The sequence below is a fragment of the Vibrio albus genome (genome assembly GCF_003144035.1).
GTDB classification, from domain to species: Bacteria; Pseudomonadota; Gammaproteobacteria; order Enterobacterales; family Vibrionaceae; genus Vibrio; species Vibrio albus.
This window is the reverse complement of the sequence record NZ_QFWT01000001.1, coordinates 454,149-480,615: the sequence shown is the minus strand read 5'-3', so window position 1 is coordinate 480,615 and position 26,467 is coordinate 454,149. Positions and strand designations below refer to the sequence as shown.

Sequence of the window (26,467 nt, the reverse complement as noted above, 5' to 3'; positions counted from 1 at the left end):
GGGTAATTTATGAGCTATGAACTGGATGAAGATATCCTTCAGGACTTTTTAGTCGAAGCCGGGGAAATACTGGAGCTGCTGTCTGAACAGCTGATTGATCTGGAAAACAACCCGGAAGATAGAGAGCTGTTAAACGCAATTTTCCGCGGTTTCCACACCGTAAAAGGTGGAGCCGGATTCCTTTCTTTAACAGAGTTGGTTGATGCTTGTCACGGGGCTGAGAACGTATTTGACACCCTGAGAAACGGACAGCGTCAGGTCACTTCAGATCTTATGGATACAATTCTTCAGGCTCTGGACACTATCAACGTGATGTTTTCAGCGGTTCAGGACAGAGAGCCTCTGGAACCCGCTGAGCCTGCATTACTGGAAGAATTACATCGTTTGAGTAAGCCAGCCGGAGCAGAAGAGCAAACGCCTGAACCACCTGTGGCAGAAGCCCCTCCGGTACCTGAGCAGCCTCAGGAGCCCGAGCCCGTTCAGGTTTCGAGCGCAGGGTCTGAACCCATCACTTCGGGTGAGTCTATCGATGAGATCACGGAAGACGAGTTTGAAAAGCTACTGGATGAATTACATGGTAAAGGAGGTGCGCCTGGTTCGAAAGCAGAAGCTCCTGAAACCATAGCGTCAGTGGCAGATATCGGTACTTCTGTAAGCGGCTCTGGTGATGATATTACCGATGATGAGTTTGAAAAGTTGCTGGACGAATTACACGGTAAGGGCGGTGCTCCCGGTATTTCAGGCAATTCGCAAGCAGGAGCATCTCCATCGCCTGCTCCATCTTCACCTTCATCTTCTGTCAGCGCATCCGAAGCTGATGATGACCTGATGACGGACGACGAGTTCGAGAAACTACTTGATCAGTTACATGGTGCAGGTAAAGGCCCGTCAGCAGAAGAGCTGGATATGGCAACCAGGCCCGCATCAGCGAATATAACAGACAGTAAACCTACAGAGCCGGAGCAACCTCAGCCTACGGTTCATGTGGCAGAACCAACGCCGGAGCTTAACACGACGCCTGCTCCTAAGGCATCGCAGCCGGTCGCGAAGCCTGAGAAAGAAAAGAAAGCACCTGCAACGATAAAACCTCAGGCTGAAGCCACGGTTCGTGTGGATACATCGACACTGGATACCATCATGAATATGGTGGGAGAGCTGGTGCTGGTGCGTAACCGTCTTGTCAGCCTTGGCCTGAACAGAAATGATGAAGAGATGTCTAAGGCGGTATCCAACCTGGATATCGTGACAGCGGATCTTCAGGGTGCGGTAATGAAAACCCGCATGCAGCCGATTAAAAAGGTCTTTGGTCGTTTCCCTCGCGTTGTTCGTGACCTGGCCCGAAACCTGAAGAAAGACATCGTTCTGGAAATGCGTGGTGAAGATACAGATCTCGATAAAAACCTTGTTGAGGCTCTGGCTGATCCACTGATTCACTTGGTTCGTAACTCTGTTGACCATGGTATTGAGCTACCGGACGTGCGGGTTAAAGCGGGTAAATCCCGTACCGGTAAAGTGACATTGTCTGCTTCTCAGGAAGGTGACCATATCGAACTGTCCATCGTAGATGATGGTGCAGGTATGGATCCGGATAAACTGCGAAACATTGCAGTAAAACGCGGCCTGATGGATGCGGAAGCGGCGTCACGCCTGACGAATAAAGAATGTTTCAATTTGATCTTCGCACCAGGCTTCTCCAGTAAGGAACAAATTTCAGACATCTCCGGGCGTGGTGTAGGGATGGACGTAGTGAAGACGGCTATCAATACACTGAATGGTTCCGTTGATGTCGATTCGGAGCTGGGCAAAGGCTCAAAAATTACTATCAAAGTTCCTCTGACACTGGCCATCTTGCCGACTCTGATGGTGGGCGTATGTACACAACCATTTGCGTTACCTCTGTCCAATGTAAATGAAATCTTTAACCTGGATTTGAGTAAGACCAACGTTGTCGATGGGCAACTGACCATCATCGTGCGGGACAAATCCATTCCACTCTTTTATCTGCAGAATTGGTTGGTACCACAAGCGGGTATTCGTGATCACCGTGAAGGTGGCCATGGGCATGTGGTTATTGTACAGCTTGGTAGTCAGCGGGTTGGTTTCGTTGTCGATACCCTGATTGGACAGGAAGAAGTCGTCATTAAGCCCCTGGATGAGCTACTGCAGGGTACGCCTGGAATGGCGGGTGCAACAATTACCAGTGATGGTCATATTGCGCTGATTCTGGATGTGCCTAATTTATTAAAAGAATACGCGACCCGATCTCGTATGTAAGAAGGAAACTATGGCAGTAAAAGTACTAGTTGTTGATGATTCGAGCTTTTTCCGTCGCAGAGTGAGCGAAATAATTAATTCTGATGCTCGCCTGGAAGTCATTGATGTTGCTGTTAATGGCAAAGAGGCAGTACAGAAAGTTACTCAGTTGAAGCCTGATGTGGTGACTATGGATGTTGAGATGCCGGTTATGGACGGCATCTCTGCTGTGCGTGAAATAATGAAAGCGCAGCCAACGCCCATCCTCATGTTCTCTTCTTTGACTCACGACGGTGCCAGAGCAACCCTTGACGCTCTGGATGCGGGAGCTTTAGATTTTTTACCGAAAAAATTTGAAGATATCGCCCGTAACCGGGATGAGGCGACTCAATTGTTGCAGCAGCGAGTTCTTGAAATTGCACGTAAGCGCGCTTTTATGCGTCGCAGAGCACCGGTAACGCCGACAGCACCTTCTGTATCGCGTTCTCCATCTCTCAATCAGAAAAGTACGGTGACAGCGGCGGCTAAGCCAGCTGCCAGATTCAGAGCAACGGGGAAAAAGTATCAGTTGACCGCTATCGGAACCTCGACAGGCGGCCCGGTAGCGTTGCAGAAAATATTGACAAAACTGCCATCGAACTATCCTCACCCTGTTGTCTTGATCCAACACATGCCGGCGACGTTTACTTCAGCATTTGCGGCTCGTTTGAACTCTTTATGCAAAATTCAGGTGAAAGAAGCGCAGGACGGTGATGTATTGAAACCTGGTGTGGCTTATCTGGCTCCGGGTGGCATGCAAATGATGATAGAAGGACGCCCTGGCTCCGCAAGACTGCGGATTGTCGATGGTGGCGAAAGAATGAATTATAAGCCGTGTGTGGATGTCACCTTCGGTTCGGCAGCCAAAGTCTATCAGGACAAAGTGTTGTCCATGGTGCTTACCGGTATGGGAGCGGATGGCCGGGAAGGCGCACGTATGCTGAAATCTGCAGGCTCTACTATCTGGGCTCAGGATGAAGAAAGTTGTGTAGTATATGGCATGCCGCAGGCTGTAGCAAAGGCGGGGATTTCGTCAGAAGATCTACCATTAGAACGTATCTCTGAGCGGATACTTGTTGAAGTTGGTCTTGCTTAGGGGGCTCTGAATGATTGTCTGGAGTGTGGCAAACCAGAAAGGCGGGGTAGGAAAAACCACCACTACGGTAACGCTTGCTGGTTTGCTGAGCAAGAAGGGAAACCGGGTTCTGTTGGTTGACACCGATCCGCACGCTTCGCTGACGACCTATCTGGGGTTTGATTCTGACGCGGTCGAAAAAAGCTTATTTGACCTGTTTCAGCTACCGGACATTTCCAGAGAGTCCGTTTCGTCAATGGTGTTGAGCACTGAAATCGAGGGGATTGATCTCATACCTGCTCATATGTCGTTGGCGACTCTGGATCGCGTAATGGGTAACCGGAACGGTATGGGGCTTATTCTCAAGCGAGCGTTAATGGCGGTGCATGAGGATTACGATTATGTCCTGATTGACTGTCCTCCTATTCTCGGGGTGATGATGGTTAATGCACTTGCTGCCAGTGATCGTATTCTGATCCCGGTTCAGACTGAGTTTCTGGCAATGAAAGGGTTGGAGAGAATGATACGCACGCTGACTATCATGCAAAAATCGAGACAGCGTGGCTTCAAAACAACCATTGTGCCCACCATGTATGACAAACGCACAAAGGCCTCTTTGCAAACCCTGACACAATTAAAACAGGATTACCCTGAACAGGTCTGGAGTTCAGCGATCCCTATCGATACGAAATTCAGAGATGCGAGTTTGCGTAATCTGCCCGCGTCCCATTTTGCAGAAGGGAGCCGAGGGGTATTTGCTTATAAGCAGCTGCTTATTTATCTTGAGAGGTTGGTGATAAATGAGTGATAAAGCTCCACATATTTTGTCAGGCGAAGAAGCCCTGGATGATTACTTCACTGCGCTTTTAGACGAGGAATGGAATGAGCAGCCAGAGGGAGTAGCTTCTGGTACATCAGAGCAAGCTGCTACCGGGGCTCAGGAGCAAGCGGAAAAGCAGGCCGTTCAGGAAGAAGGCGTATCTGAATCCAAAGACGGTAAAGCGAAAGAAAGCGCGGTAAAAGTACCAGAACTGCAAACGCAGTTACATGCTGGGTATAATGCTTCCTATAATGAAGTGGAGTATGCCGATCTTGACGCGCCGGATCTGGACGATATCCAGAAGCTTCTGGATAAGCTTGAGTCGCTGAATAACTCAACAGACGCGGATATTGAGACGATTCTGGATACAGAATCTGAAATAGCGGTTGTTGCAGATGAACAGGCAGAGGTTACACCTGTTGAAGAAATTCAGGAATGGGATGTTTCAGCCTTGCCGGACGAGGCTGTTGAAGAAGCGACAGTCGTTGAGCCGGATGCTGCTATCACGACAGAGCTGGCTTCTGACGAGGTAATGGAATCGGAAGAGCTAGTCTCTGAAGACACCCAGACAGAACCGGTGACAGCACCAGGAGCCTCTTTAAGCGAGAACTGGGAAAGTACGCAGCGCGGAGAAGATTTTCAGGTACTGTACTTTGACGTGAACGGTGTGACCTTTGCGGTACCTCTGGATGAACTTGGGGGAATCCACCGCATTGGTGAAATGAGTCACCTTATTGGACGTCCGGCCTGGTATCTTGGTCTGCAGACGAATAAAGAAGAACAACTGGATGTCGTGGACACCGCAAAATGGGTGATGTCTGACAGATTGATCGATGATTCTTACAAAGAGGCATATCAGTACGTTGTTATGCTGGGCGAAAGCAAGTGGGGATTAGCCTCAACTCAGTTAAAGGGAACTGAGTTGCTGAATACAGAAAAAGTTCGCTGGCGTGAACAGGCCGGTAAACGCCCATGGCTCGCCGGTATGGTCAAAGAAAAAATGTGTGCCTTAATTCATGTTGAAGCCATGATCTCAATGTTGAATGCTGGCTTGGATGTTAAAGCGCTGAATTAATCATCCTGGCGTCTAGAACTGTAGTAGCATGCCGGAATAGTTAAGAAAGGTTGTCGATAGTGACACAAAGAGGATAAAACATGTCTCAGGTTAATGAAGTAGAAGTTAAAAAAGATCAGGTAAATGACGAGGTACTTCAGTGGGTAACTTTCCAACTGGAAGAAGAGACTTACGGCATTAACGTAATGCAGGTTCGCGAGGTACTCCGTTATACCGAAATAGCACCGGTACCGGGCGCTCCAGATTACGTTCTGGGTATTATCAATCTGCGCGGTAATGTTGTTACTGTTATCGACACCCGCTCTCGTTTTGGTTTGATGCAGGGTGAAATCACCGATAATACTCGTATTATTGTTATTGAATCTGAACGTCAGGTTATCGGTATCCTGGTCGATAGCGTGGCTGAAGTGGTTTATCTGCGCACGTCTGAAATCGATACGACACCAAGTGTCGGTACAGATGAGAGTGCTAAGTTTATCCAGGGTGTGAGTAACCGGGATGGTAAGTTGTTGATTCTTGTTGACCTGAATAAACTTCTGACCGATGAAGAGTGGGACGAAATGGCTCACCTGTAATGCTGGAACTGTTTCAATCTAACGTTCTCGGACTTCCGCTCATTGCTGGCGGAAGTGTGTTCGTGGTTTGTATTCTGCTACTTTTGTGGCGGCGTAACCGGAAAGGGTTACAGAGCACCATTGACAGACAGAGACAGGACATTCGACATTTCGAGAAAGAAGTTCAGAAAGCCAATAATCAGTTACTTGAAGTACGTTCAGTTGTTGTTGGTTTAGGACAAAAAGTGTCTGAGCAGCAGGATATTATTCAGCACCTGCATGAGAGGGTGACTGAACTCGAACATACTGATTCAGACAGCCGCTTGTATTCTCGTGCCAGTAAAATGGTACAGCTTGGGGCCGATCTTAATGAACTGATTGAAGAGTGCGAACTGCCGAAAGCGGAAGCTGAACTGATGATGTCTCTGCAGAATAAATTAGCCGGTAAAGAAAAAGTGCCACCACTCAGCGGAGCGGCAAATACGGCTAAGGCTAAGCCCGGGGAACAACGCAAACGGAGAGCCAACCTGAAGCGTTAATCCAACTGAGTTGTTGGAAAGACGGTGTATTCTGCATGGTACACACAGTGAACAATCATAGTTTTCAATAGGTCTCCCAGGAGGCCTATTTTTTTATAAATTTTCTCTGTTTTTGTGTCGTGAGTACATGTGATGTCACCTTTCTCATTAAAGCGTATGCTAATATATAAATTCAATCAGTAACTTGTGATGGTCTATGTTAGAAGTTTCCGAATTATCGTCAGTCAGGGGTGAACGGGTGTTGTTCGATGCCTTGTCTTTTTCTGTTCACCCGGGAGAACTGGTACAGATTGAAGGGAGAAATGGCAGCGGAAAAACAACTTTACTGAGAATCATCGCGGGACTGGGTGAAAGTGATGGTGGAAAAGTATTGTGGAACGGAAATGAGGTTCAGGCTATCCGGGATCAGTATCATCAGGATCTGCTTTTTCTTGGGCATTTGGCCGGAGTAAAGAGAGAGCTGACCGGGTACGAAAACCTGGCATTTTATCAGTCAATGTCATCGGCAGGTCACGCGGATCAGGATGAGATATGGTCGGTATTAGCTCAGGTAGGATTAGCAGGGCGGGAAGATATTCCGGTGGCGCAATTATCCGCCGGTCAGCAGCGACGTGTTGCTCTGGCCCGTTTATGGATGAGTAAGCAGCCACTCTGGATTCTCGACGAGCCCCTGACGGCAATCGATAAGCAGGGTGTGCGGGTTTTGGAGCAGTTGTTTCTCAGTCACACAAATAATGGAGGCATGGTGGTGCTGACCACCCATCAGGATATGTTTACTCATTCTGAGCAGTTGCGAAGGATTAGACTGGGGGAATAATATGCTGAGTTGTATGTTCGCTATTATCCGCAGAGAGTTACTGATTGCCTTTCGAAGGCAGGCCGATATTCTGAACCCGCTTTGGTTTTTTATTATCGTTATTACACTGTTCCCCCTCAGTATCGGACCTGAGCCTAATTTACTTGCCCGCATTGCCGCCGGCATTGTTTGGGTTGCTGCATTGCTCGCTGCGCTTCTGTCTCTGGAAAGGCTGTTCAGAGATGATTTTCACGACGGTACACTTGAGCAGATGATGCTTTTACCCCTGCCTCTGCCTTTAGTGGTTATCGCAAAGGTGATTTCTCACTGGCTTCTCACCGGGTTACCTTTGATTCTGATTAGCCCGCTTCTGGCGGTATTATTGTCGTTGGATTTTTCTACCTGGCTGGCCGTGGTGCTGACTTTACTGGTGGGCACACCAACATTAAGTTTTATTGGAGCTATCGGAGTCGCGCTGACTGTCGGATTAAGAAAAGGGGGGGTATTGTTAAGTTTGTTGATCCTGCCGCTGTACGTTCCCGTTTTGATTTTTGCGACAGCAGCAATTGATGCTGCCGGTCTGGGTATGCCATATAGCGGGCAACTGGCGATACTGGGTGCAATGCTGGCAGGGGCCATCACTTTTACCCCTTTTGCAATCAGTGCAGCCTTAAGGGTAAGTGTGACCTAAACTAAGTTTGAGATAAAACAACACTTTATGGGTATTGTGTTTGCTGCGACGAAGAATAGGATTCCCATAAAGATGGTAAGGTTAATTAAGATGAAAGCGTTAAAAAGCGAGTAACAACTATGTGGAAATGGCTTCATCCCTATTCAAAGCCTGAAGTGACTTATCAGTTGTGCGGAAAGTTGCTCCCCTGGTTTTCAGTGATAGCGATTGCATTATTAATGACGGGGACGGTCTGGGGGCTGTTGTTCGCCCCGGCTGATTATCAGCAGGGAAACAGCTTTCGGATCATTTATATTCACGTTCCGGCTGCAATCTGGTCTATGGGCGTGTATTTTTCTATGGCGGTTGCGGCGTTTGTCGGGCTGGTATGGCAGGTACGTCTTGCTGGTATGGCAGCATCGGCGATGGCTCCTGTCGGTGCTGCATTCACTCTGATTGCATTAGTGACCGGGGCCATATGGGGTAAGCCTATGTGGGGAGCCTGGTGGGTATGGGATGCCCGCCTGACCTCGGAGCTTATTCTCCTGTTTTTATATCTTGGCGTCATTGCCCTTTATCATTCATTTGATGATCATAAAAAAGCCGCTAAGGCTGCCGGTATACTGGCTATTGTAGGTGTTATCAATCTGCCTATTATTCATTTTTCTGTTGAATGGTGGAATACCCTGCATCAGGGAGCCACCATTACCAAGTTTGAGAAACCTTCTATGTCAGGCAACATGCTCTGGCCCCTGATCATCAATATTTTTGGTTTTCTGTTTTTCTACATGGTCGTTACTCTGATTCGTTTCCGGAATGAAATTTTAGCCAGGGAAAGCCATCGGCCGTGGGTTCAGGAAATGGTGTCTGCTGTCAGTCAGTCCGGGAGGTAATTGCCATGTTTTTTCAGTCTTTCAGTGATTTGCTTAGCATGGGTGGGTATGGAAGTTATGTCTGGAGTGCTTTTGGGTTTACGGCGTCGGCAATGCTGATTTTACTGGTGAAAAGTTTACGGGACGGCAGGTGTATTATCCGGGCTGTCCGGGATAAGCAGAGTCGTCAGGCGCGTATTGCGGCGGCGAAGAAGTTGGAGAATACACTATGAATCCGAGACGTAAGAAAAGATTCGGCCTGTATCTGATTCTGGTGCTTGGGTTCGGTGCGACAGTGGGACTGGTGTTGTATGCTCTGAATCAGAATATGGATTTGTTCTATACGCCGACAGAAATTGTTTATGGTAAACCCGACGGCAGTAAGCCGGAGGTAGGGCAGCGGTTACGGATTGGTGGCATGGTGGTCAACGGCACCGTCGAAAGAGAAAGTTCATCGTTGAAAGTGCGCTTTAAACTGGCTGATGTCGGCCCCGCAGTGACCATTGAATATGATGGCATTCTTCCTGATCTTTTCCGCGAAGGACAAGGTATTGTCGCTCAGGGCGTACTGAAAAGCGCCAGAGTGATAGAAGCCTTTGAAGTGCTGGCCAAGCATGATGAGGACTATATGCCGCCGGACGTTGCTGAAGCGATGGAAAAAGTGCATGAACCGCTGAAGTATTCGGATGAACAGATGGCAGGGAGCGGCCAATGATAGCTGAACTGGGTCACTTTGCTCTTATCGTCTCATTAGCGATGGCGATATTGTTGAGCGTACTACCTTTACTTGGCGCAATTTACCATTCTCAGGCGATGATGGCGACAGCCAGGCCACTGTCATGGGGAATGTTTGGTTTGTTGCTGTTCTCTTTTTGTGTCCTCTTATGGGCGTTCTATACCAATGATTTTACGCTTACATATGTCGCGAGTAACTCCAACAGTGAACTGCCGTGGTTTTACCGGCTGACTGCGTTATGGGGAGCCCATGAAGGCTCTTTACTACTCTGGGTGCTGATTCAGGCTTCCTGGACCGTGGCGGTATCCGTGTTCAGCCGTAATATGCCTCAGGAGTCGGTTGCACGTGTTCTGTCTGTGATGGGGATGATTAATGTCGGTTTTCTCCTGTTTATTATTCTGACGTCTAACCCTTTTCTGCGTACACTGCCGTTTTTCCCGGTCGATGGTCGTGATCTGAATCCGCTGCTTCAGGATCCCGGCCTGATTATCCATCCTCCTATGCTGTATATGGGTTATGTCGGCTTCTCTGTGGCTTTTTCGTTTGCCATCGCTTCACTGATGACAGGGCGGCTGGATACGGCCTGGGCCCGCTGGTCACGTCCGTGGACCACGGCAGCCTGGCTGTTTCTGACACTGGGTATCGCTTTGGGATCATGGTGGTCTTATTACGAGCTTGGATGGGGTGGCTGGTGGTTCTGGGACCCGGTGGAAAACGCCTCTTTTATGCCGTGGCTGGCCGGAACCGCGTTGATGCATTCTCTGGCCGTAACGGAAAAGCGCGGCACGTTTAAAGCCTGGACGGTGTTACTGGCCATATCCGCTTTTTCTCTCAGTCTGCTGGGCACTTTTCTGGTGCGCTCGGGTATTCTGGTGTCGGTACACGCATTTGCATCGGACCCTGCCCGGGGGATGTTTATTCTTGGCTTTCTTATCGTTGTGATCGGTGGCTCTCTGTTGCTGTTTGCGCTGAAAGGTGGGGCCGTACGGGCAAACCGTCATTATGCTCTGTTTTCGCGCGAAAATGCGCTTCTGGCTAATAATGTCCTGCTGATTGCAGCACTGGTGGTGGTGTTTATCGGCACATTGTTACCGCTGGTGCACAAGCAGTTGGGGATGGGCTCGGTTTCCGTCGGTGAACCATTTTTCAATACCCTGTTTACCTGGCTTATCGTTCCTTTCGCTTTCCTGCTTGGTATCGGGCCACTGATACGCTGGAAACGTGACAGATTAACCACGCTGGCCAAACCGATGCTTATTTCCGGAATAGTATCACTGGGGCTGGGCGGTGTGTGCATATGGTTATTGGCTGAACGCTTTTTTGCTCTGGCTTACCTTGGCTGGGTGATGGCCTGGTGGATTATCGTTTTGCATGGCTACGAGCTTTATCAGCGAGCCACGCACCGGTACACGCTAATTCAGGGTATCCGTCGCTTGCAGCGCAGTCACTGGGCGATGGTTCTGGGGCATGTTGGCCTTGCGGTGTCGATTATTGGTATTGCTATGGTGCAGAATTACAGCGAGGAAAGGGATGTGCGTCTGGCTCCGGGGGAAAGTTACCAGATCAATGATTATCGCTTTTATTTTGCAGGGTTACGCCAGAAAGACGGCCCTAATTATGATGGCTTTATCGCTGATTTCGAGATCACCCGTGATAACCGATATGTCACCATGCTGCATGCAGAAAAACGGTTTTACCGTACCGCAAGGTCTATGATGACCGAAGCGGCGATAGACTGGGGGTTAACCCGCGACCTGTATATTGCGATGGGTGAAAGGCTGGACGACGGTCAGTCCTGGGCGGTGCGTCTGCATTATAAGCCGTTTGTCCGCTGGATCTGGCTTGGAAGTCTGTTGATGGCTCTGGGTGGTGTGGTTGCTATCAGTGATAAGCGTTATCGATTTCGGCACCGGTCAGAAAACGCCAGTATTCCGATGAAACCGGAGACAAATAATGAATAAAAAAATCCTGTTTTTACCGTTGGCGCTGTTTCTGATTCTGGTGGTGGTCTTTGTCGTACAACTAAGCCGGAATGCTGAGGGTGACGATCCGACGAAGCTCGAGTCGGTGCTGGTGGGCAAACCTGTTCCCGCATTTCGCCTGGAAGATTTAGTGGAGCCAGGCAAGCTGTATGACCAGTCTGTGTTTACCGGTAAGCCTTTGCTTATCAATGTGTGGGCAACCTGGTGTCCAACCTGCTATGCCGAGCATCAGTTCCTGAATCAGCTGGCCGAACAAGGGGTTAAGATCATCGGTCTTAACTACAAAGACGACAGACAGAAGGCCGTTGACTGGTTGAATGAACTGGGTAATCCATATTTAATCAGCCTGTATGACGGTGATGGTATGCTTGGGCTGGATCTGGGGGTGTACGGTGCTCCGGAAACTTATCTGGTCGATTCTGACGGTGTAATCCGCTACCGTCATGTTGGAGATGTTAATGCCAAAAACTGGCAGGCGGTACTGGCACCAATGTATACAGAGTTACTTCAGGGGACAAAGGATCATCAGGAGGCCGGGCTATGAGGCCAGTGAAATGTGTGTTGCTGATGGTCAGTAGCTGGCTGATATTCTCTGCCTTCGCTCAGGCAGCGATTGATGTCTATGATTTCAAAACAAAACATCAGGAAGAACAATTTAAAGAGCTTACCAGCACACTGCGTTGCCCGAAATGCCAGAATAATACAATCGGTGATTCTAATTCAGAGATAGCTCAGGATCTCAGGCAAAAGGTGTATGAAATGACCCGCGAGGGGCAGAGCTCTGAAGAGATTGTGCAATACATGACTGATCGCTATGGAAATTTCGTTACCTATGATCCTCCGTTTACGCTGGCGACTGCCGTGTTGTGGTTTGGCCCTTTGCTGGTTGTGATACTGGGCTTTACCATCATGGTGATGAACAGTCGTAAAAAAACGCTATCAGATCAGCCGCAGCGCCAGTGGGATTCTGAAAAAGAAGCCCGCTTACAGGATCTCCTGAAGGATCGTCAGAATGGAGGTAAGCGATGACGGTATTTTGGTTATTGACCGGTATGGTACTTTTCTTTGCCTGCCTGATGCTGGCTGTCCCTTTGTTCAGCCAGAGCCGGTATGACGCCAAGGCTGAGCGGGATCAACTCAACAAAGCGTTTTACACGGATAGGATTGATGAGCTGAATGAGGAAATTGAAAGCGGCATAGCGTCAGAACAGGACGATCTGATTTCGGACCTTAAACAGTCGCTGCTGGATGATATTCCTCCTGAAGAGGCTGATCGCCATAAAAAAGAAGAAGCGGTCACGACTTCTCCAATACGTCTCTTTTTGCCATCGGTGTTGGTCTTGTTTGCTCTGTCTTATGGTATCTACACTACCGTTGGTGCATTACCTGAAGTGGAAAGGTGGCAGAAAGCTCGCGGCAACCTGAATCCATTGCTGGAAAAACTGATGTCCGGCAGAGGGGACGAACTGTCAGAAACGGAGATGCAGAATGTCATACTTGGTCTGCGAACCCGGCTGTACGACATGCCCGAAGATGCTGAAGGCTGGTTGCTTCTTGGGCGTGTCGCCTTATCCGGACAGGATCTGCAAACCGGTGGTGATGCGATGAAAAAGGCGTATAAGCTGAAACCCGAGGATCCGGATATCCGGCTTGGGTTTGCTCAGGCGCTGATGATGTCCCGAAACGAGGTCGATCAGAATGAAGGTCGCAGCATTCTGATGGATTTAGTCCGGGAAAATTATGCGGACCTGAGAGTGTATTCGATGCTGGCATTCGATGCTTACCAGCAACAGGAATTTGAGATGGCGATTCAGTACTGGCACATCATGCAACAACTGGTTGGGCCGGAAGACAGCCGTTATACGATGCTGGAGCGCAGTATTGAGAGTGCGAAAAGTAAACTGGGAGCGGCGAGCCAGTCCGGCATCCAAATTCCGGTGACGATATCGCTGGCTCCGGATGTACACTATCCGGCAGAAGCCGCATTGATTGTATCGGTAACTGATGGCAAAGGCAGTCCTGTGCCCGTTGCAGCAGCTCGCTATCCGGTAGGGCAGTTTCCGCGCACAGTAATACTGGACGACTCTTCCGCGATGATGCAGGGACAGAGCTTATCGGAACTGGAAACGATTCAGGTCAAAGCGCGCATTGATATCGACGGTAATGTCGCCACTCAGGAAGGGGACTGGTTTGGTACCAGTGCCATTATGAAGTTGGGTGAACAGGTTGCAATCACCATCAAGAACAAGTATTAATACTCCCTATTATAAAATTCTGTCTGGTTTATCCAGTTTTTTATTCAGGGATAAGTTGGTTTATGGCTGTTTTGAGATGTCGGGCAATGTTTGTGCTGCTCGTGGGATTGTTGGTGACGGGGTGCTCTGCTGCTCCGGACTCGACGAGTACTGGTTTGGTGGCAGATGATTCAGAAACGGTAACGAATACGGAATCTGAGACACAGGATTCTGCAGATTCAGAGTCTCACCCGCATGATCCTATCGAAGGCTTTAACCGTAGTATGTGGGACATCAACTACCATTACCTCGACCCTTATATTATCCGGCCGGTATCGTTGGCTTACGTCAATTACACTCCCTCTTTTATTCGTTCCGGGATTGGCAATTTTTTCTCCAACCTGGATGAACCTGCCAGCGTGGTGAATAATCTGGTGATGGGAAACGGACAAGAAGCCGTCAATCATTTCAACCGTTTCTGGATGAATACCACTTTCGGCGTGTTTGGTTTGTTTGACTTTGCCGGCGCTGTCGGGATCCCTAATGAGGATAACCGCAGTTTCAGTGATGCTATTGGTCACTACGGTGTTGGTCACGGTGCTTACGTGATGCTGCCAGGATACGGGCCGACGACTGTGCGCAATACCACGGATTTTGTTGATGGGATGTATTTCCCGCTCTCTTATCTGAATTTCTGGGGCTCGGTGAGCAAATTTGTCTTCCAGGCAATGGAGTCGAGAGCGTCAGTCGTGTCACAAGAGCCGATGTTGAATGCTTCTCCGGATCCTTATGCCTTTACCAGAGACGCTTATCTGCAGCGACAGGATTATAAAGCGGATTTAGAACCGGAAGCCGTGGATTTGGAAGAAGAAGCGTTTCTGGATGACTATCTGGATGAAGAGTTTTAAACCTTCATCCAGATAAGATCAGATTATACAGGCCGGGCTATTTCACGATAGGCCGGCCTTTTAACAACCTTCTGACCCACATTCTTGCCGGGTGAAGGTTTTCCAGCTCTGCTGTTGATAGCGGCAGTGGGTCTCCACAGATTTGTGATGCTAATGTTTCTGCCATCAACGGAGCGGAACACAACCCTCGTGAGCCGAGTCCGATAATACAGTACAGGTTAGGATAATCGGCGACCGGTGCCGCACTATCCTGCTGTTGTTGCAGGTTGGCATAGTCTTGCAGTACTCGTTCCAGGTTGCAGACATTGCCCACATAAGGGAGGTGATCCCGCGTGGCACAGCGGATGCCTTGCCTGGATTCATTACCGCTGACATTGACGTCATCCGGCCAGCTTTGATCCGTCACACTGCGTTGTAACTTGGCCTTGTTGTCTGCCTGAGCCTGAGCATCAAAATCCTGATCAATCTGTTCCCGGTCAAAACTGGCTCCGATACAGTGAAGCTGATCATCCGGATTGTGTGGTGTCATATATCCGTCGTAACAGAGTACCGTCTTCAACTGTTGCAGAGTCGGTGTGGTCGGTATATGGCTCACCTGACCTTTTACCGGTGACGCGGGAATGGAGACCGTCTGGTCAAACTGGCTGAACTGATGTCCGTTCGCCACGACTACGGCCTGATGCCGGAACGTTTCGCCTTCGGACGTCAGCATCCACTGTTTGGTCCCCATATCGAATTTAAGCTGTTCAATATGAGTATTGAAGTGCGCCGAGAATGGTCCTTCCTTTTGACGTTCGGTGAATATCGCCTGCGTCAGCTCTTTCGGGCAGAGCCAGCCACCAAGCGGATAGCTGACACTCTCCACCGACACTGGAAGCCCGATGGCTTCTGTCGTTTGTTCCGCTGACAGTTTGGTCACTACCTCTGAAGGGAAATTACCTTCCAGCATTTTATCCAGCTTATCGGCTGCTTTTTCACTCCATGCCAACTGAGTGACACCACACCACTGATGGGCGAAATCCAGATGCTCTGCCGCCTGCTGAATATACTGGCGGGCAAACAGAAACGCCGGAGCAAACACTCTGGATAACCCGGAATGATCACCGTTAAGCAGCGGATAGATGGCTCCCTGGCGGTTACCGGAGGCATTCTCTGCTGGCTGGTCATCAGCACAATACAGGGTGACGGATACACCACGCCTGCATAACGTGTCGGCCAGAGTCGCACTGGCGATACCACCGCCGATAATCGCCACATCATGGATGGTGTTATTCTGTGGACGGGCAACCCATGGGGAGATATTGGTGTAGGGCTTTTTATCCGTTAGCGTACCAATAATCATATCCCGTTTAGTACCGAAGCCTTTGGTCTTCTTCATATCGAAGCCTGCTTCTATCAGTCCCCGGCGTACGAAACCTGCTGCGGTAAAGGTAGCACAGGTACAGTCTTGTTTGGCCAGTTTGGCCATTCCATTAAACAGGTTCTGATTCCACATTTCCGGATTCTTGCTAGGGGCAAAACCATCCAAAAACCAGGCATCAATACAGCCAGACGGATTAACCGGTACCTGAGGCATACAATCTTTGATATCACCAAACCAGAGATCCAGCGTAACGGCACCTCCGGCCAGGACAAGGCGGTGGCAGCCCGGAAGAGCCAGCGGATAGTAGGTTTGCAACTGCTGTGCGTACTTTGAAAGCTCTGGCCAGGAACTATGTGCTTTAATTAAGTCATCCTTACTTAGCGGAAACTTCTCAAAGCTGATAAAATGCAGTTCTTGCAATGTGGAGTCAGGATTTTCGGCCCTGAATTGCTCAAACCATTGCCATACGGCAAGGAAGTTGAGCCCGGTACCGAATCCGGTTTCTCCGATCACAAAGCGACGCTGGTCAAAATTATGCCACCGTTCCGGGAGATGATTCTGCCGGAGAAAGACGTAACGAGTTTCTTCCAGTCCGTTGACGTTGGAGAAATAGACGTCATCAAACTGATCGGAAACGGGAGTGCCGGCATCGTTCCAGTCCAGCTTCGCATTGCGTATAGGTGCACGATTGGACGATGCATCGTTAGTTGAAGTCATAATGATTCTGTAATTGCTTGTAGCCTAAGGGCCGATTTAATTTTACGGGATTGTACTTCTTTGTTCAGGAATGTGCTAATGATTGGGGAAAGCTGACCACTTGTCGTCAGTATCTTCGTTATTATTTAGCAGTTTTAACAGATTGATAGGAAAGTAACATGAAACGAGCCGTTATCACAGGCATGGGAATTGTCTCCAGCATCGGTAACAACGTAGAGGAAGTGTTAGCATCTCTGCAGGCGGGTAAATCTGGCATCACAGCATCAGAGCAGTTTAAAGAGATGGGTCTTCGTTCTCAGGTTTGGGGTGATGTTAAACTCAACCCTGCTGATCACATCGATCGTAAGAAGATGCGTTTTATGGGTGATGCGGCTGCTTATGCTTACCTTTCTATGGAGCAGGCTATCGCTGATGCAGGCCTGACCGAAGATCAGGTTTCTAACCCTCGTACAGGTATCGTGGCTGGCTCTGGTGGTGCATCTGCCCACAACCAGCTTATCGCAACCGATACGATGCGTGAAAAAGGTGTACGTCGTGTGGGGCCATATATGGTACCGCGTACTATGTCATCAACAGTGTCTGCTTGTCTGGCGACACCGTTTAAAATACTGGGTATTAACTACTCAATGAGTTCGGCTTGTGCAACATCTGCACACTGTATCGGCCACGCGGTTGAGCAAATCCAACTGGGCAAACAAGACGTTGTATTCGCGGGCGGCGGTGAAGAGCTGCACTGGAGCCAGACCATGATGTTTGACGCGATGGGCGCACTGTCTACTAAATACAACGATACACCGGAAACCGCATCGCGTACTTACGATGCGACCCGTGATGGTTTTGTTATCGCTGGCGGCGGCGGTATGGTTGTAGTTGAAGAGCTGGAACACGCTCTGGCACGTGGTGCGAAGATCTACGGTGAAATCGTAGGTTACGGTGCAACGTCTGACGGTTATGACATGACAGTACCTTCTGGTGAAGGTGCGGTACGTTGTATGCGTAATGCGATGGAAAATGTTGATAAGATCGATTACGTGAACACTCACGGTACGTCAACACCGGTTGGTGACGGTAAAGAGCTGCAGGCGATTCAGGAAATCTTCGGCGGCGATTGCCCGGCTATTTCTGCAACTAAGGCAATGACTGGCCACTCTCTGGGTGCAGCCGGCGTGCAGGAAGCGATTTACTCAACGCTGATGCTTGAGCACAGCTTTATTGCGCCAAGTATCAACATCACCGAGCTGGACGAAGCGGCGAAAGGTCTGGATATCGTGACTGAGCGTCGTGATCAGGAGCTGACAACCGTAATGTCTAACAGCTTTGGTTTCGGTGGCACTAACGCAACACTGGTAATCAAAAAATATCAGGCATAACTGATAATATTTGCTTTGCTAAGCCCTGGCCTATTTGAGCCGGGGCTTTTTTATTCCCTCCTTACATCTTTCCGGTAAAAAAACTACAATGCTTGCAAATAAAAAACATCAGCTAACAAAATGAAAATAGTAATTGACGAGAATATGCCTTATGCCGAAGGTTTGTTCAGCCAGCTTGGAGAAGTCATCCTCAAGCAGGGCCGAACCCTGACGGCAGATGACCTGGTCGGTGTGGATGCACTAATGATCCGCTCCGTGACAAAAGTAAACGCAGCACTGCTGGAAAAAGCGGATAAGCTTAAATTTGTTGGTACCGCAACCGCTGGTATGGACCATGTTGATCAGACTCTGCTGCGGGAAAAAGGCATCTTTTTTACTGCGGCTCCGGGCTGTAATAAAGTGGGCGTGGCTGAATACGTATTCAGTGTGTTAATGGTGCTGGCACAGCAGCACGGCTTTTCCGTGTTTGAAAAGACGGTGGGTATTATTGGTGCCGGGCAGGTGGGTTCTTATCTGGAACGATGCCTGAAAGGGATAGGAATCAAGGTACTGCTGAATGATCCGCCAAAAGAGCAAGCTGGTGATCCGCGTCAGTTTACTCCACTGGACAGTCTGCTAAAACAGTCCGATGTGATTACCCTGCATACGCCAATCACTTGCGAGAGTGACTTTCCTACTCATCATTTGCTCGATGAATCGCGACTGAATGCATTAAGAGCTGATCAAATCCTGATTAATGCAGCCCGCGGTCCGGTGGTTGACAATCAGGCACTTAAGGCTCGTCTGCAGCAGAACGATGGTTTCTGCGCTGCACTTGATGTGTTTGAGGAAGAACCGGTCGTGGATATGGAGCTGCTGCCTTTACTGAGCTTTGCCACTCCGCATATTGCCGGGTATGGTCTAGAAGGTAAAGCACGGGGTACAACCATGATTTTTAATGCTTTTTGTGCGTTTCTGGGCAGAGAGCAGAGAGCAGAAGCCAGCGAGTTGCTTCCCGTTGCACCCGTTCCTCAGGTCAGACTAGAACGGGCATGGGACGAAGCAACACTGCACAATCTTATCCAGTTGATTTATGATGTGCGCAAAGACGACGCCCAGTTCCGTCGGCTGATAGGCCCGGCAGGGGCGTTTGACAAAATGCGTAAAGATTACTGGGACAGACGCGAATATAGCGCGGTCTGTCTGACAGGTAATTCAGAATGCAATTTACAGCCACTGGCTGAATTAGGTTTTCAGATTGAGGTGAAATAGATGAGCCAAAAGTTTAACGTTGCGGTATTTGGTGCGACAGGTGCTGTCGGAGAAACCATGGTAGAGGTGCTGCAAGAGAGAGAGTTTCCGGTCGGAGAACTGTATCTGCTTGCCAGTGAACGCAGCGAGGGGAAAACCTACCGGTTCAACGGAAAAACGGTTCGCGTACAAAATGTGGAAGATTTCGACTGGTCGCAGGTGCACATTGCTCTGTTCTCAGCCGGTGGTGAGCTATCCGAAAAGTGGGCTCCGATCGCGGCAGATGAAGGTGTGGTGGTGATAGATAACTCTTCTCAGTTCCGCTACGAATATGATGTGCCGCTGGTGGTTCCGGAAGTAAACCCGGAAGCTATCGCGGAATTCCGCAACCGCAACATCATTGCAAACCCGAACTGTTCAACCATCCAGATGCTGGTGGCACTCAAACCAATTCATGATGCAGTGGGCATTGACCGCATTAATGTGTCAACGTATCAGTCTGTTGCGGGTGCTGGTAAGAAAGGCATTGATGAGTTAGCGGGACAGACAGCGAAACTGTTGAATGGTATGCCAGCAGAACCGGAAGCCTTTAGCCAGCAGATTGCATTTAACTGTATTCCTCAAATCGATACCTTTATGGATAACGGTTATACCAAAGAAGAGATGAAGATGGTTTGGGAAACCCAAAAAATCTTCAATGATGCTTCTATAGCGGTGAATCCGACCTGTGTGCGGGTGCCGGTATTTTATGGTCATGCGGAGTCCGTACACCTGGAAACGCGTGCTCCGATTGATGCAGAGCAGGTAACACAGTTACTGGAGCAGACAGACGGCATTGAAGTTTTCCATGGGGAAGATTTTCCAACACAGGTACGTGATGCTGGTGGAAAAGACCATGTGATGGTAGGTCGGATCCGCAATGATATCAGCCACCATAGCGGAATTGACCTTTGGGTGGTCGCGGATAATGTGCGTAAAGGTGCTGCCACGAATGCCGTTCAAATCGCGGAAGTACTCATCCGGGATTATTTCTAACTCACTCAATAAGGCCCCTTTTATGGGGCTTTATTGTTCTAAAAATTAAATAATGTAGATACAGATGCAGTTTTTTTATTTGCATCCTATAGTTTTCTTATAGTTATCCGATATATTTAGCAGATCTAAAGTTTTTATCAGACAGCAAAAGCCGGGCCTTATATGCATCAGTTCCTAAAGCGTTTACTCACGCCTTTAGCCTTATTCCTCGCAACACAGACTCCGACGGTGGGAGCCGAAGCCATTCGGGTAGTCGGTCCTGACGGGCAGATTCAGTCAGCACCTCAGTATTCTCAATCAATAGTCCGGGATTCACAATCTCAGGCGGCAGATACATATGGGCCGACCAGGCAGGATGAAACATTATGGTCTATCGCGACCCGATTACGGCCAAATAATCAGTTTAGCGTTCAGCAGACTCTGCTGGCCATTTACCGGCTGAATCCTCAGGCATTTGAGAATCAGAATATCCATGAGCTGATACCGGGTAGTGAACTACGAGTTCCATCACAGTTTCAGGTACAGGCGGAAAGTACCGAAGAGGCTATCCGAATCCTTAACGAACATCAGGCACGATTAAATAGTCAGCCTCCCCGGGCACCAGAACCTGCGGCAGAGCGAGCACCTCAGCCAGCATTATCTCCTGAGTCTGCAGAACCAACGCCAGCAAAGAATGACGTCGTGGTTGCAACACCGGTACAGAAGCTGCCTGATTTTGAGGAAAAAGAGGTTGCAGAAAGAGCCAAACCAGCACCGGCTGTGTCTGCTATGGAAAATCAGCTGACAAATTCTCAGAACGAGCTGCTGGCTCTGGAAGAAAAAAATCATCAATTGCGTCTGATGCTTTCGGAGGTGCGGGGTGAGGTAGAAAACCTCAAAGGTGAGCTCGGTGATGAAAGCCGTATACGCTCTGAAGTAGAGAAAATGCTTGAACAAGAGCGCCAGAGAACCGCCGAACAGCAGGCCATGCAGCCAACGATGTTAGAGACGTTGCTGGATAATACTTGGGCTTTGGTACTTCTGGCGTTAATTCCGGGTCTTCTTTTGGTGATGATTATCATCCTCCTGCTTACCCGTAAAACCGCTCCGGCGGAACAGTCAGCTATCCAGCCGCAGGAAGAACAGAATGTTGCTTCTCTGATGGATGAAGATGTACCGGATATTAACCTGGATGACGATCTGGATAACGACGTTTTACTGGGTGATGATCTTTTGGACGCTGATGAAGATCTTGACGTTGAAGAAAACTTTGGTTTTGACGGAAAAGATGAGACGTCAGCAGAAAACGATATTTTTGCCAATCTTTCTGAGTCAGACTTTAACCTGGATGATGGGGATGAAGACGATCCGTTTGCAAGTATTGATGACAATGGTGATCTTGATACAGAACTGGATCTTGATACCAGTGCCTCCGGTGTGAGCGTCGATAGTAGTGAGCAAGCCCTGAGTCTTGAAGAAATGGAGCGTGCTCTTGATGAAGAAGCTCCTGTTAATGTTGATGATGAGTTGAAAGACTTCGATCTTTCGGAGGACAGTGCAGAAGTATCAGATGATGAGCTGGATGAACTGCTGGCGGTAGATGAACCTCATGAGGCTTTGGATGCGAATGAGCTTGATCAGTCGATGCTGGATGAGCTGTTTAGCCAGGTTGATTCACAGGCTGACGATGGAAAAGCCGAGCCTGTATCTGATATGGATTTTGATGCTTTGCTTTCAGATGAGGATGAGCAAGACACTGCTTTCGATCTCCAGGAGCCGCAGGATGAACAGGCGTCACCCGATGATATTCTGAACAATATCGATGATATTGATGCACTTCTGAATGAAACTCAGCAGGAAGCCTCTCTTTCGAATGACGTTTTAGAAGAGGATGACTTTAAGCTTGAAGAAGAGAGCTCTGACTTATTGGATGATTTCTTAGAGGAGTCCCCGGAAGAGGATGACTTTAAGGTAGAAGAAGACAGCACAGACTTACTGGATGACTTCTTGGAGGAATCTACAGAAGAGGATGACTTTAAAGTAGAAGAAGACAGTACAGACTTACTGGATGACTTCTTAGAGGAGTCCACAGAAGAGGATGACTTTAAAGTAGAAGAAGACAGTACAGACTTACTGGATGACTTCTTAGAGGAATCTACAGAAGAGGATGACTTTAAAGTAGAAGAAGACAGTACAGACTTACTGGATGACTTCTTAGAGGAGTCCACAGAAGACGATGACTTTAAGGTAGAAGAAGACAGTACAGACTTACTGGATGACTTCTTAGAGGAGTCCACAGAAGACGATGACTTTAAAGTAGAAGAAGACAGCTCGGACTTACTGGATGACTTCTTAGAGGAGTTCGAGGAAGAGGATGACTTTAAGGTAGAGGAAGACAGTACGGATTTACTGGATGATTTCTTGGAGGAGTTCACAGAAGACGATGACTTTAAGGTAGAAGAAGAGAGCTCGGACTTACTGGATGATTTCTTAGAGGAGTCGGCGGAAGAAGACGACCTTAAGTTAGAAGAAGGCAGTACAGATTTACTGGATGATTTCTTGGAGGAGTCGGCGGAAGAAGACGACCTTAAGGTAGAGGAAGACAGCTCAGACTTACTGGATGATTTCTTAGAGGAGTCGGCGGAAGATGATACAAAGGCAGAGTCAGGTAAAGCTCAGGGTGAGGTACCTCATGAAGGACAAGGTGAGCAACTGATCAATTTTGATGAGTTGACCTCAGATTCCGGCTCAAAAAATGAAGAGCTGCTACCGGATGACGATGCCCTTACGAATCAGGATACCGGAACGGAAAAATTACTGGACCAGTTATTTGAAGAATCAGCTTCGGAGCTGAGTTCTGACGCTGAGGCAGAAGAATCTTTATTTGCAAAAGATTTTATGGAGAGTCTGGAGGACGATTCAGGCAGCGGTGAACCAGATGATCTGGATGAAATTGACAGCTTTATGTCTGAGTTTGATGAATATGATCCTCAACCTAAACCTCAACAGGAACCGGATACTGAGTCTCCTTATGTGCAGCCTGAGAGCCATATACCCGACGACCAAGAGAAAACTGGCGCAGTTCCTAACGAGTTTGGTATACCGCAGGATGAAGACTGGGTATTTGACGATGCACCAGCAGAAGAAGAGCATCCAGAAATCACACTGGACGACTTTGATGATCTGGATTTTCCTGAATATGGTGAGGAGGAAGCCCTTAAGGATGCGCTAAAAGAAGAAACTCAGACAGATGCACCTGAAATTCAACCCGAACAGGAATTGGTTGATATCAGCGATGATGAGTTGGGCGAATATGATGAAACGGCAGCTCTGAAAGATTTACTGGAAGAAGAACCAGACGAAGGCATACTCGCTGCAGAGCCAGAGCCAGAGCCAGAGCCAGAGCCAGAGCCAGAGCCAGAGCCAGAGCCAGAGCCAGAGCCAGAGCCAGAGCCAGAGCCAGAGCCAGAGCCAGAGCCAGAGGACGACCATCCAAAAAAGTTTGAAGATCTGAATGACTCAGCCTCAATGGCTGAGCTGCTTAGCGAGGGCGATGATCAGCAACCACTGCCGTTTGATGACGTTAACTTAAGTGAAGACAGTATCCATAGCGCAGGAATGGATATTGATGCCATGTTGGCAGAAAGTGAAGACTGGAACGGCTTCACTCTGTCACCAGAGCAGCAGGCCGATATCTCGAGTGATATCCCCGAAGATCAGCTGGACATCTGGAATACAGAGGCTGAGCATCCGCAAGTCTCAGAAGAAGACTGGGGACAGCAACCTGACAGCCATGAGTTGTCTGACGAAACAAGTCAGTTTATGAGTGTTGAAGAGCTGATGGCTCAGGTTGATTCGGAGGAAGCTGTCGATCCGGATGAGGAAGAGTTGGACTTGGACGTTGGCCTGAATGAGTTCCCGGATGTCATTGGTAGTGTTGACCAGTTTGATGTTGATTCTGATTCAGAAGCTGCGGGGAAACTGGATATGGCAAAAATCTACATTGAGATGAATGATAAAGAAGGGGCCATTAAGTTACTGGAAGAGGCGATCGTCTATGGTGAAGATGGTATTCGTCAGGAAGCGAAGGCACTGATTGATAAACTAAATAATCAGTAATGGTTGACGAATCCGTCATCATATACGGATGAATAGTAATACTTGACCCGTTTATCAGGCCCCGGCAGTCACGCCGGGGTTTGTTTTAGAAAGCCGGTTAGGTATATACTCGTGCCCGTTTTTCAGATTAAGTGGTAAATTAGCATGCGTGTTGCATTAGGTGTCGAATATAACGGAACGCATTATTCCGGTTGGCAGAGACAAAAACATGCCAATAGTGTTCAGCAGGAGCTGGAAAAAGCGCTTTCTGTTGTTGCTAATGGTCCGGTTGAAGTGCAGTGTGCGGGACGGACCGATGCCGGGGTTCACGGTACGGGGCAAGTCGTTCATTTTGAGACCAGTGCCAGCCGAAAAATGGTCGCGTGGACTATGGGCGTAAATGCTAATCTTCCTAAAGATATTGCGGTTCGCTGGGCTAAAGAGGTTCCGGAGGCGTTTCACGCTCGTTTTAGTGCAACAGCACGTCGCTATCGCTATATTATATTTAACCATGCCTACCGGCCGGGAATTTTGTCTTCCGGGGTCAGTCATTATCATAATGAGTTGGATGCCGACAGAATGCATCAGGCTGGCCAATATTTGTTAGGAGAAAATGATTTTACCTCTTTCCGGGCGGTTCACTGTCAGTCACGCAGTCCATGGCGGAATATTATGCACTTGAATGTGACCCGCCACGGTCATTATGTTGTGATTGATATCAAGGCGAATGCCTTTGTGCATCATATGGTGCGCAATATTGCCGGCAGTCTTATAGCCGTAGGAAAAGGTGATCAGGAACCGGAGTGGATCCAGTGGCTACTGGGGGCAAAAGACCGGAAGCTGGCCGGAGCAACGGCAAAAGCAGAAGGACTGTACCTGGTTGATGTGGACTATCCTGACGAATTTGGCTTGCCGGTTGTTCCTTTGGGACCATTGTTTTTACCGGACGAATTGAGCTAAATATCGAAAATAACGGAACTATCGGTGTTAACTGGTATCCAAAATTGATAGTTTATTGGGTTATTAAACGGTATTACGGATAGGTACAACCAGTTTTTGATCCACAGAAAGCGCAATCTGTGATTTAATCCGTCCGCATTTTATTGAATTTTATATCTTTCGCCATGTGGCGGGAGAACATCAGAGAAAAAGGTCTTCCATGAGTTGGCTTGAGAAAATTTTAAACAAAAGCAGCATCGTTACTTCTCGTAAAGCATCAATCCCTGAAGGGGTATGGACGAAGTGCACATCTTGTGAACAGGTACTGTATCACGCAGAACTGGAACGTAATCTGGAGGTTTGTCCGAAATGTAACCATCACATGCGGATGAAGGCTCGTCGTCGTCTGGAAACATTCCTTGATGAAAATAACCGGGTAGAGCTGGCTAATGAGCTTGAGCCGCAGGATAAACTGAAATTTAAGGACTCCAAGCGTTATAAAGATCGTTTGTCCGCTGCTCAGAAGAACAGTGGTGAGAAAGATGCTCTTATCGTGATGAAAGGTGAACTATTAGGTATGCCTTTAGTCGCGTGTGCTTTTGAATTCTCCTTTATGGGGGGGTCAATGGGTTCTGTGGTTGGTGCCCGTTTTGTACGCGCTGTTGAAGCGGCGATGGAAAACAACTGCGGCCTAGTCTGTTTTTCAGCCAGTGGTGGTGCCCGTATGCAGGAGGCATTAATGTCTCTGATGCAGATGGCCAAAACCAGTGCGGCTCTTGAGCGCCTGTCAGAGAAAGGCCTGCCATTTATTTCTGTCATGACTGATCCGACAATGGGTGGTGTTTCTGCGAGTCTGGCTATGCTGGGTGATATCAATATCGGTGAACCGAATGCCCTGATCGGGTTTGCTGGTCGCCGTGTTATTGAGCAGACTGTACGCGAAGATCTTCCGGAAGGCTTCCAGCGCAGTGAGTTCCTGCTGGAGCACGGTGCGATTGATATGATCGTTGATCGTCGCGAGATGCGTCAGCGCGTTGGCAGCCTGGTTGCTAAACTGACGCACTACACCTCTCCTTTGGTGGTCTCTGTTGACGATGCACCAGAGGAAGTGAAAGAGATTGGGTATAAAGTACCTGTCGCGAAAGATCAGGAAAAAGAGTAAAGTACTCATTAGCAAATCATA

At 48.6% G+C, this 26,467-nt stretch carries 23 protein-coding genes; 22 read left to right on the top strand and 1 reads right to left on the bottom strand.

The window, feature by feature from the left end; translation table 11 throughout:
- Nucleotides 1-9 precede the first annotated feature (9 nt).
- From DI392_RS02070 to DI392_RS01995, 16 genes are all read left to right on the top strand, one after another.
- Nucleotides 10-2,274 (top strand): chemotaxis protein CheA, encoded by a 2,265-nt coding sequence (locus tag DI392_RS02070; protein WP_109318241.1) that lies wholly within the window; start codon nucleotides 10-12, stop codon nucleotides 2,272-2,274.
- 10 nt (nucleotides 2,275-2,284) lie between these two features.
- Nucleotides 2,285-3,388, top strand: coding sequence for a protein-glutamate methylesterase/protein-glutamine glutaminase (locus DI392_RS02065; RefSeq protein WP_109318240.1), 1,104 nt, complete (start codon nucleotides 2,285-2,287; stop codon nucleotides 3,386-3,388).
- A 10-nt stretch (nucleotides 3,389-3,398) separates the two neighbouring features.
- Nucleotides 3,399-4,175: a ParA family protein gene (locus DI392_RS02060; RefSeq protein WP_109318239.1), complete on the top strand. Its 777-nt coding sequence runs from the start codon at nucleotides 3,399-3,401 to the stop codon at nucleotides 4,173-4,175.
- Complete coding sequence (locus DI392_RS02055; RefSeq protein WP_109318238.1) at nucleotides 4,168-5,262, top strand: chemotaxis protein CheW; 1,095 nt, start codon at nucleotides 4,168-4,170, stop codon at nucleotides 5,260-5,262. Before DI392_RS02060 ends, DI392_RS02055 begins: the two co-directional genes overlap by 8 nt.
- 80 nt (nucleotides 5,263-5,342) lie before the next feature.
- Nucleotides 5,343-5,837 (top strand): chemotaxis protein CheW, encoded by a 495-nt coding sequence (locus DI392_RS02050; RefSeq protein ID WP_109318237.1) that lies wholly within the window; start codon nucleotides 5,343-5,345, stop codon nucleotides 5,835-5,837.
- Between the two features lie 8 nt (nucleotides 5,838-5,845).
- On the top strand, nucleotides 5,846-6,355 hold the full coding sequence (locus tag DI392_RS02045) for a DUF2802 domain-containing protein (protein WP_425445673.1): 510 nt from the start codon (nucleotides 5,846-5,848) through the stop codon (nucleotides 6,353-6,355).
- Nucleotides 6,356-6,551: 196 nt separating this feature from the next.
- Nucleotides 6,552-7,172 carry a cytochrome c biogenesis heme-transporting ATPase CcmA gene (ccmA, locus tag DI392_RS02040; protein ID WP_109318235.1) on the top strand — a complete coding sequence of 207 codons (621 nt, stop codon included), beginning with the start codon at nucleotides 6,552-6,554 and terminating at the stop codon, nucleotides 7,170-7,172.
- Between the two features lies 1 nt (nucleotide 7,173).
- Nucleotides 7,174-7,842 (top strand): heme exporter protein CcmB, encoded by a 669-nt coding sequence (gene ccmB, locus DI392_RS02035; RefSeq protein WP_109318234.1) that lies wholly within the window; start codon nucleotides 7,174-7,176, stop codon nucleotides 7,840-7,842.
- Between the two features lie 119 nt (nucleotides 7,843-7,961).
- Nucleotides 7,962-8,714 (top strand): heme ABC transporter permease, encoded by a 753-nt coding sequence (locus DI392_RS02030; protein WP_109318233.1) that lies wholly within the window; start codon nucleotides 7,962-7,964, stop codon nucleotides 8,712-8,714.
- A 5-nt stretch (nucleotides 8,715-8,719) separates the two neighbouring features.
- Nucleotides 8,720-8,926, top strand: a complete 207-nt coding sequence (gene ccmD / locus DI392_RS02025; protein ID WP_109318232.1) for a heme exporter protein CcmD — start codon at nucleotides 8,720-8,722, stop codon at nucleotides 8,924-8,926.
- A complete protein-coding gene (gene ccmE / locus DI392_RS02020) occupies nucleotides 8,923-9,408 on the top strand; it encodes a cytochrome c maturation protein CcmE (RefSeq protein WP_109318231.1) in 486 nt (161 codons plus the stop codon). The genes ccmD and ccmE overlap by 4 nt, the downstream gene beginning before the upstream one ends.
- The gene (locus tag DI392_RS02015; protein WP_109318230.1) at nucleotides 9,405-11,390 is read left to right on the top strand and encodes a heme lyase CcmF/NrfE family subunit; all 1,986 of its coding nucleotides are present in this window, start codon (nucleotides 9,405-9,407) and stop codon (nucleotides 11,388-11,390) included. The genes ccmE and DI392_RS02015 overlap by 4 nt, the downstream gene beginning before the upstream one ends.
- The gene (locus DI392_RS02010; RefSeq protein ID WP_109318229.1) at nucleotides 11,383-11,955 is read left to right on the top strand and encodes a DsbE family thiol:disulfide interchange protein; all 573 of its coding nucleotides are present in this window, start codon (nucleotides 11,383-11,385) and stop codon (nucleotides 11,953-11,955) included. Before DI392_RS02015 ends, DI392_RS02010 begins: the two co-directional genes overlap by 8 nt.
- Nucleotides 11,952-12,440 carry a cytochrome c-type biogenesis protein gene (locus DI392_RS02005; protein ID WP_109318228.1) on the top strand — a complete coding sequence of 163 codons (489 nt, stop codon included), beginning with the start codon at nucleotides 11,952-11,954 and terminating at the stop codon, nucleotides 12,438-12,440. Before DI392_RS02010 ends, DI392_RS02005 begins: the two co-directional genes overlap by 4 nt.
- Nucleotides 12,437-13,666, top strand: coding sequence for a c-type cytochrome biogenesis protein CcmI (gene ccmI, locus DI392_RS02000; RefSeq protein ID WP_109318227.1), 1,230 nt, complete (start codon nucleotides 12,437-12,439; stop codon nucleotides 13,664-13,666). Before DI392_RS02005 ends, ccmI begins: the two co-directional genes overlap by 4 nt.
- 62 nt (nucleotides 13,667-13,728) lie before the next feature.
- Nucleotides 13,729-14,553, top strand: a complete 825-nt coding sequence (locus tag DI392_RS01995; RefSeq protein WP_109318226.1) for an MlaA family lipoprotein — start codon at nucleotides 13,729-13,731, stop codon at nucleotides 14,551-14,553.
- A gap of 37 nt (nucleotides 14,554-14,590) precedes the next feature.
- On the opposite strand, the gene mnmC is transcribed toward DI392_RS01995, so the two are convergent.
- Nucleotides 14,591-16,633 (bottom strand): bifunctional tRNA (5-methylaminomethyl-2-thiouridine)(34)-methyltransferase MnmC2/FAD-dependent 5-carboxymethylaminomethyl-2-thiouridine(34) oxidoreductase MnmC1, encoded by a 2,043-nt coding sequence (gene mnmC, locus DI392_RS01990; RefSeq protein WP_109318225.1) that lies wholly within the window; start codon nucleotides 16,631-16,633, stop codon nucleotides 14,591-14,593.
- A 158-nt stretch (nucleotides 16,634-16,791) separates the two neighbouring features.
- Here mnmC and fabB point away from each other — a divergent pair, with 158 nt between their 5' ends.
- The 6 genes from fabB (at nucleotide 16,792) to accD (ending at nucleotide 26,446) form a co-directional block, all read left to right on the top strand.
- On the top strand, nucleotides 16,792-18,003 hold the full coding sequence (gene fabB / locus DI392_RS01985) for a beta-ketoacyl-ACP synthase I (protein WP_109318224.1): 1,212 nt from the start codon (nucleotides 16,792-16,794) through the stop codon (nucleotides 18,001-18,003).
- A gap of 120 nt (nucleotides 18,004-18,123) precedes the next feature.
- Nucleotides 18,124-19,254, top strand: a complete 1,131-nt coding sequence (locus DI392_RS01980) for a 4-phosphoerythronate dehydrogenase (protein ID WP_109318223.1) — start codon at nucleotides 18,124-18,126, stop codon at nucleotides 19,252-19,254.
- Complete coding sequence (locus DI392_RS01975) at nucleotides 19,255-20,268, top strand: aspartate-semialdehyde dehydrogenase (protein ID WP_109318222.1); 1,014 nt, start codon at nucleotides 19,255-19,257, stop codon at nucleotides 20,266-20,268.
- A 162-nt stretch (nucleotides 20,269-20,430) separates the two neighbouring features.
- A complete protein-coding gene (locus tag DI392_RS01970; protein WP_109318221.1) occupies nucleotides 20,431-24,366 on the top strand; it encodes a FimV/HubP family polar landmark protein in 3,936 nt (1,311 codons plus the stop codon).
- A gap of 144 nt (nucleotides 24,367-24,510) precedes the next feature.
- A complete protein-coding gene (gene truA / locus DI392_RS01965; protein ID WP_109318220.1) occupies nucleotides 24,511-25,305 on the top strand; it encodes a tRNA pseudouridine(38-40) synthase TruA in 795 nt (264 codons plus the stop codon).
- A 199-nt stretch (nucleotides 25,306-25,504) separates the two neighbouring features.
- Nucleotides 25,505-26,446, top strand: coding sequence for an acetyl-CoA carboxylase, carboxyltransferase subunit beta (gene accD / locus DI392_RS01960; protein WP_109318219.1), 942 nt, complete (start codon nucleotides 25,505-25,507; stop codon nucleotides 26,444-26,446).
- Nucleotides 26,447-26,467: the final 21 nt, after the last annotated feature.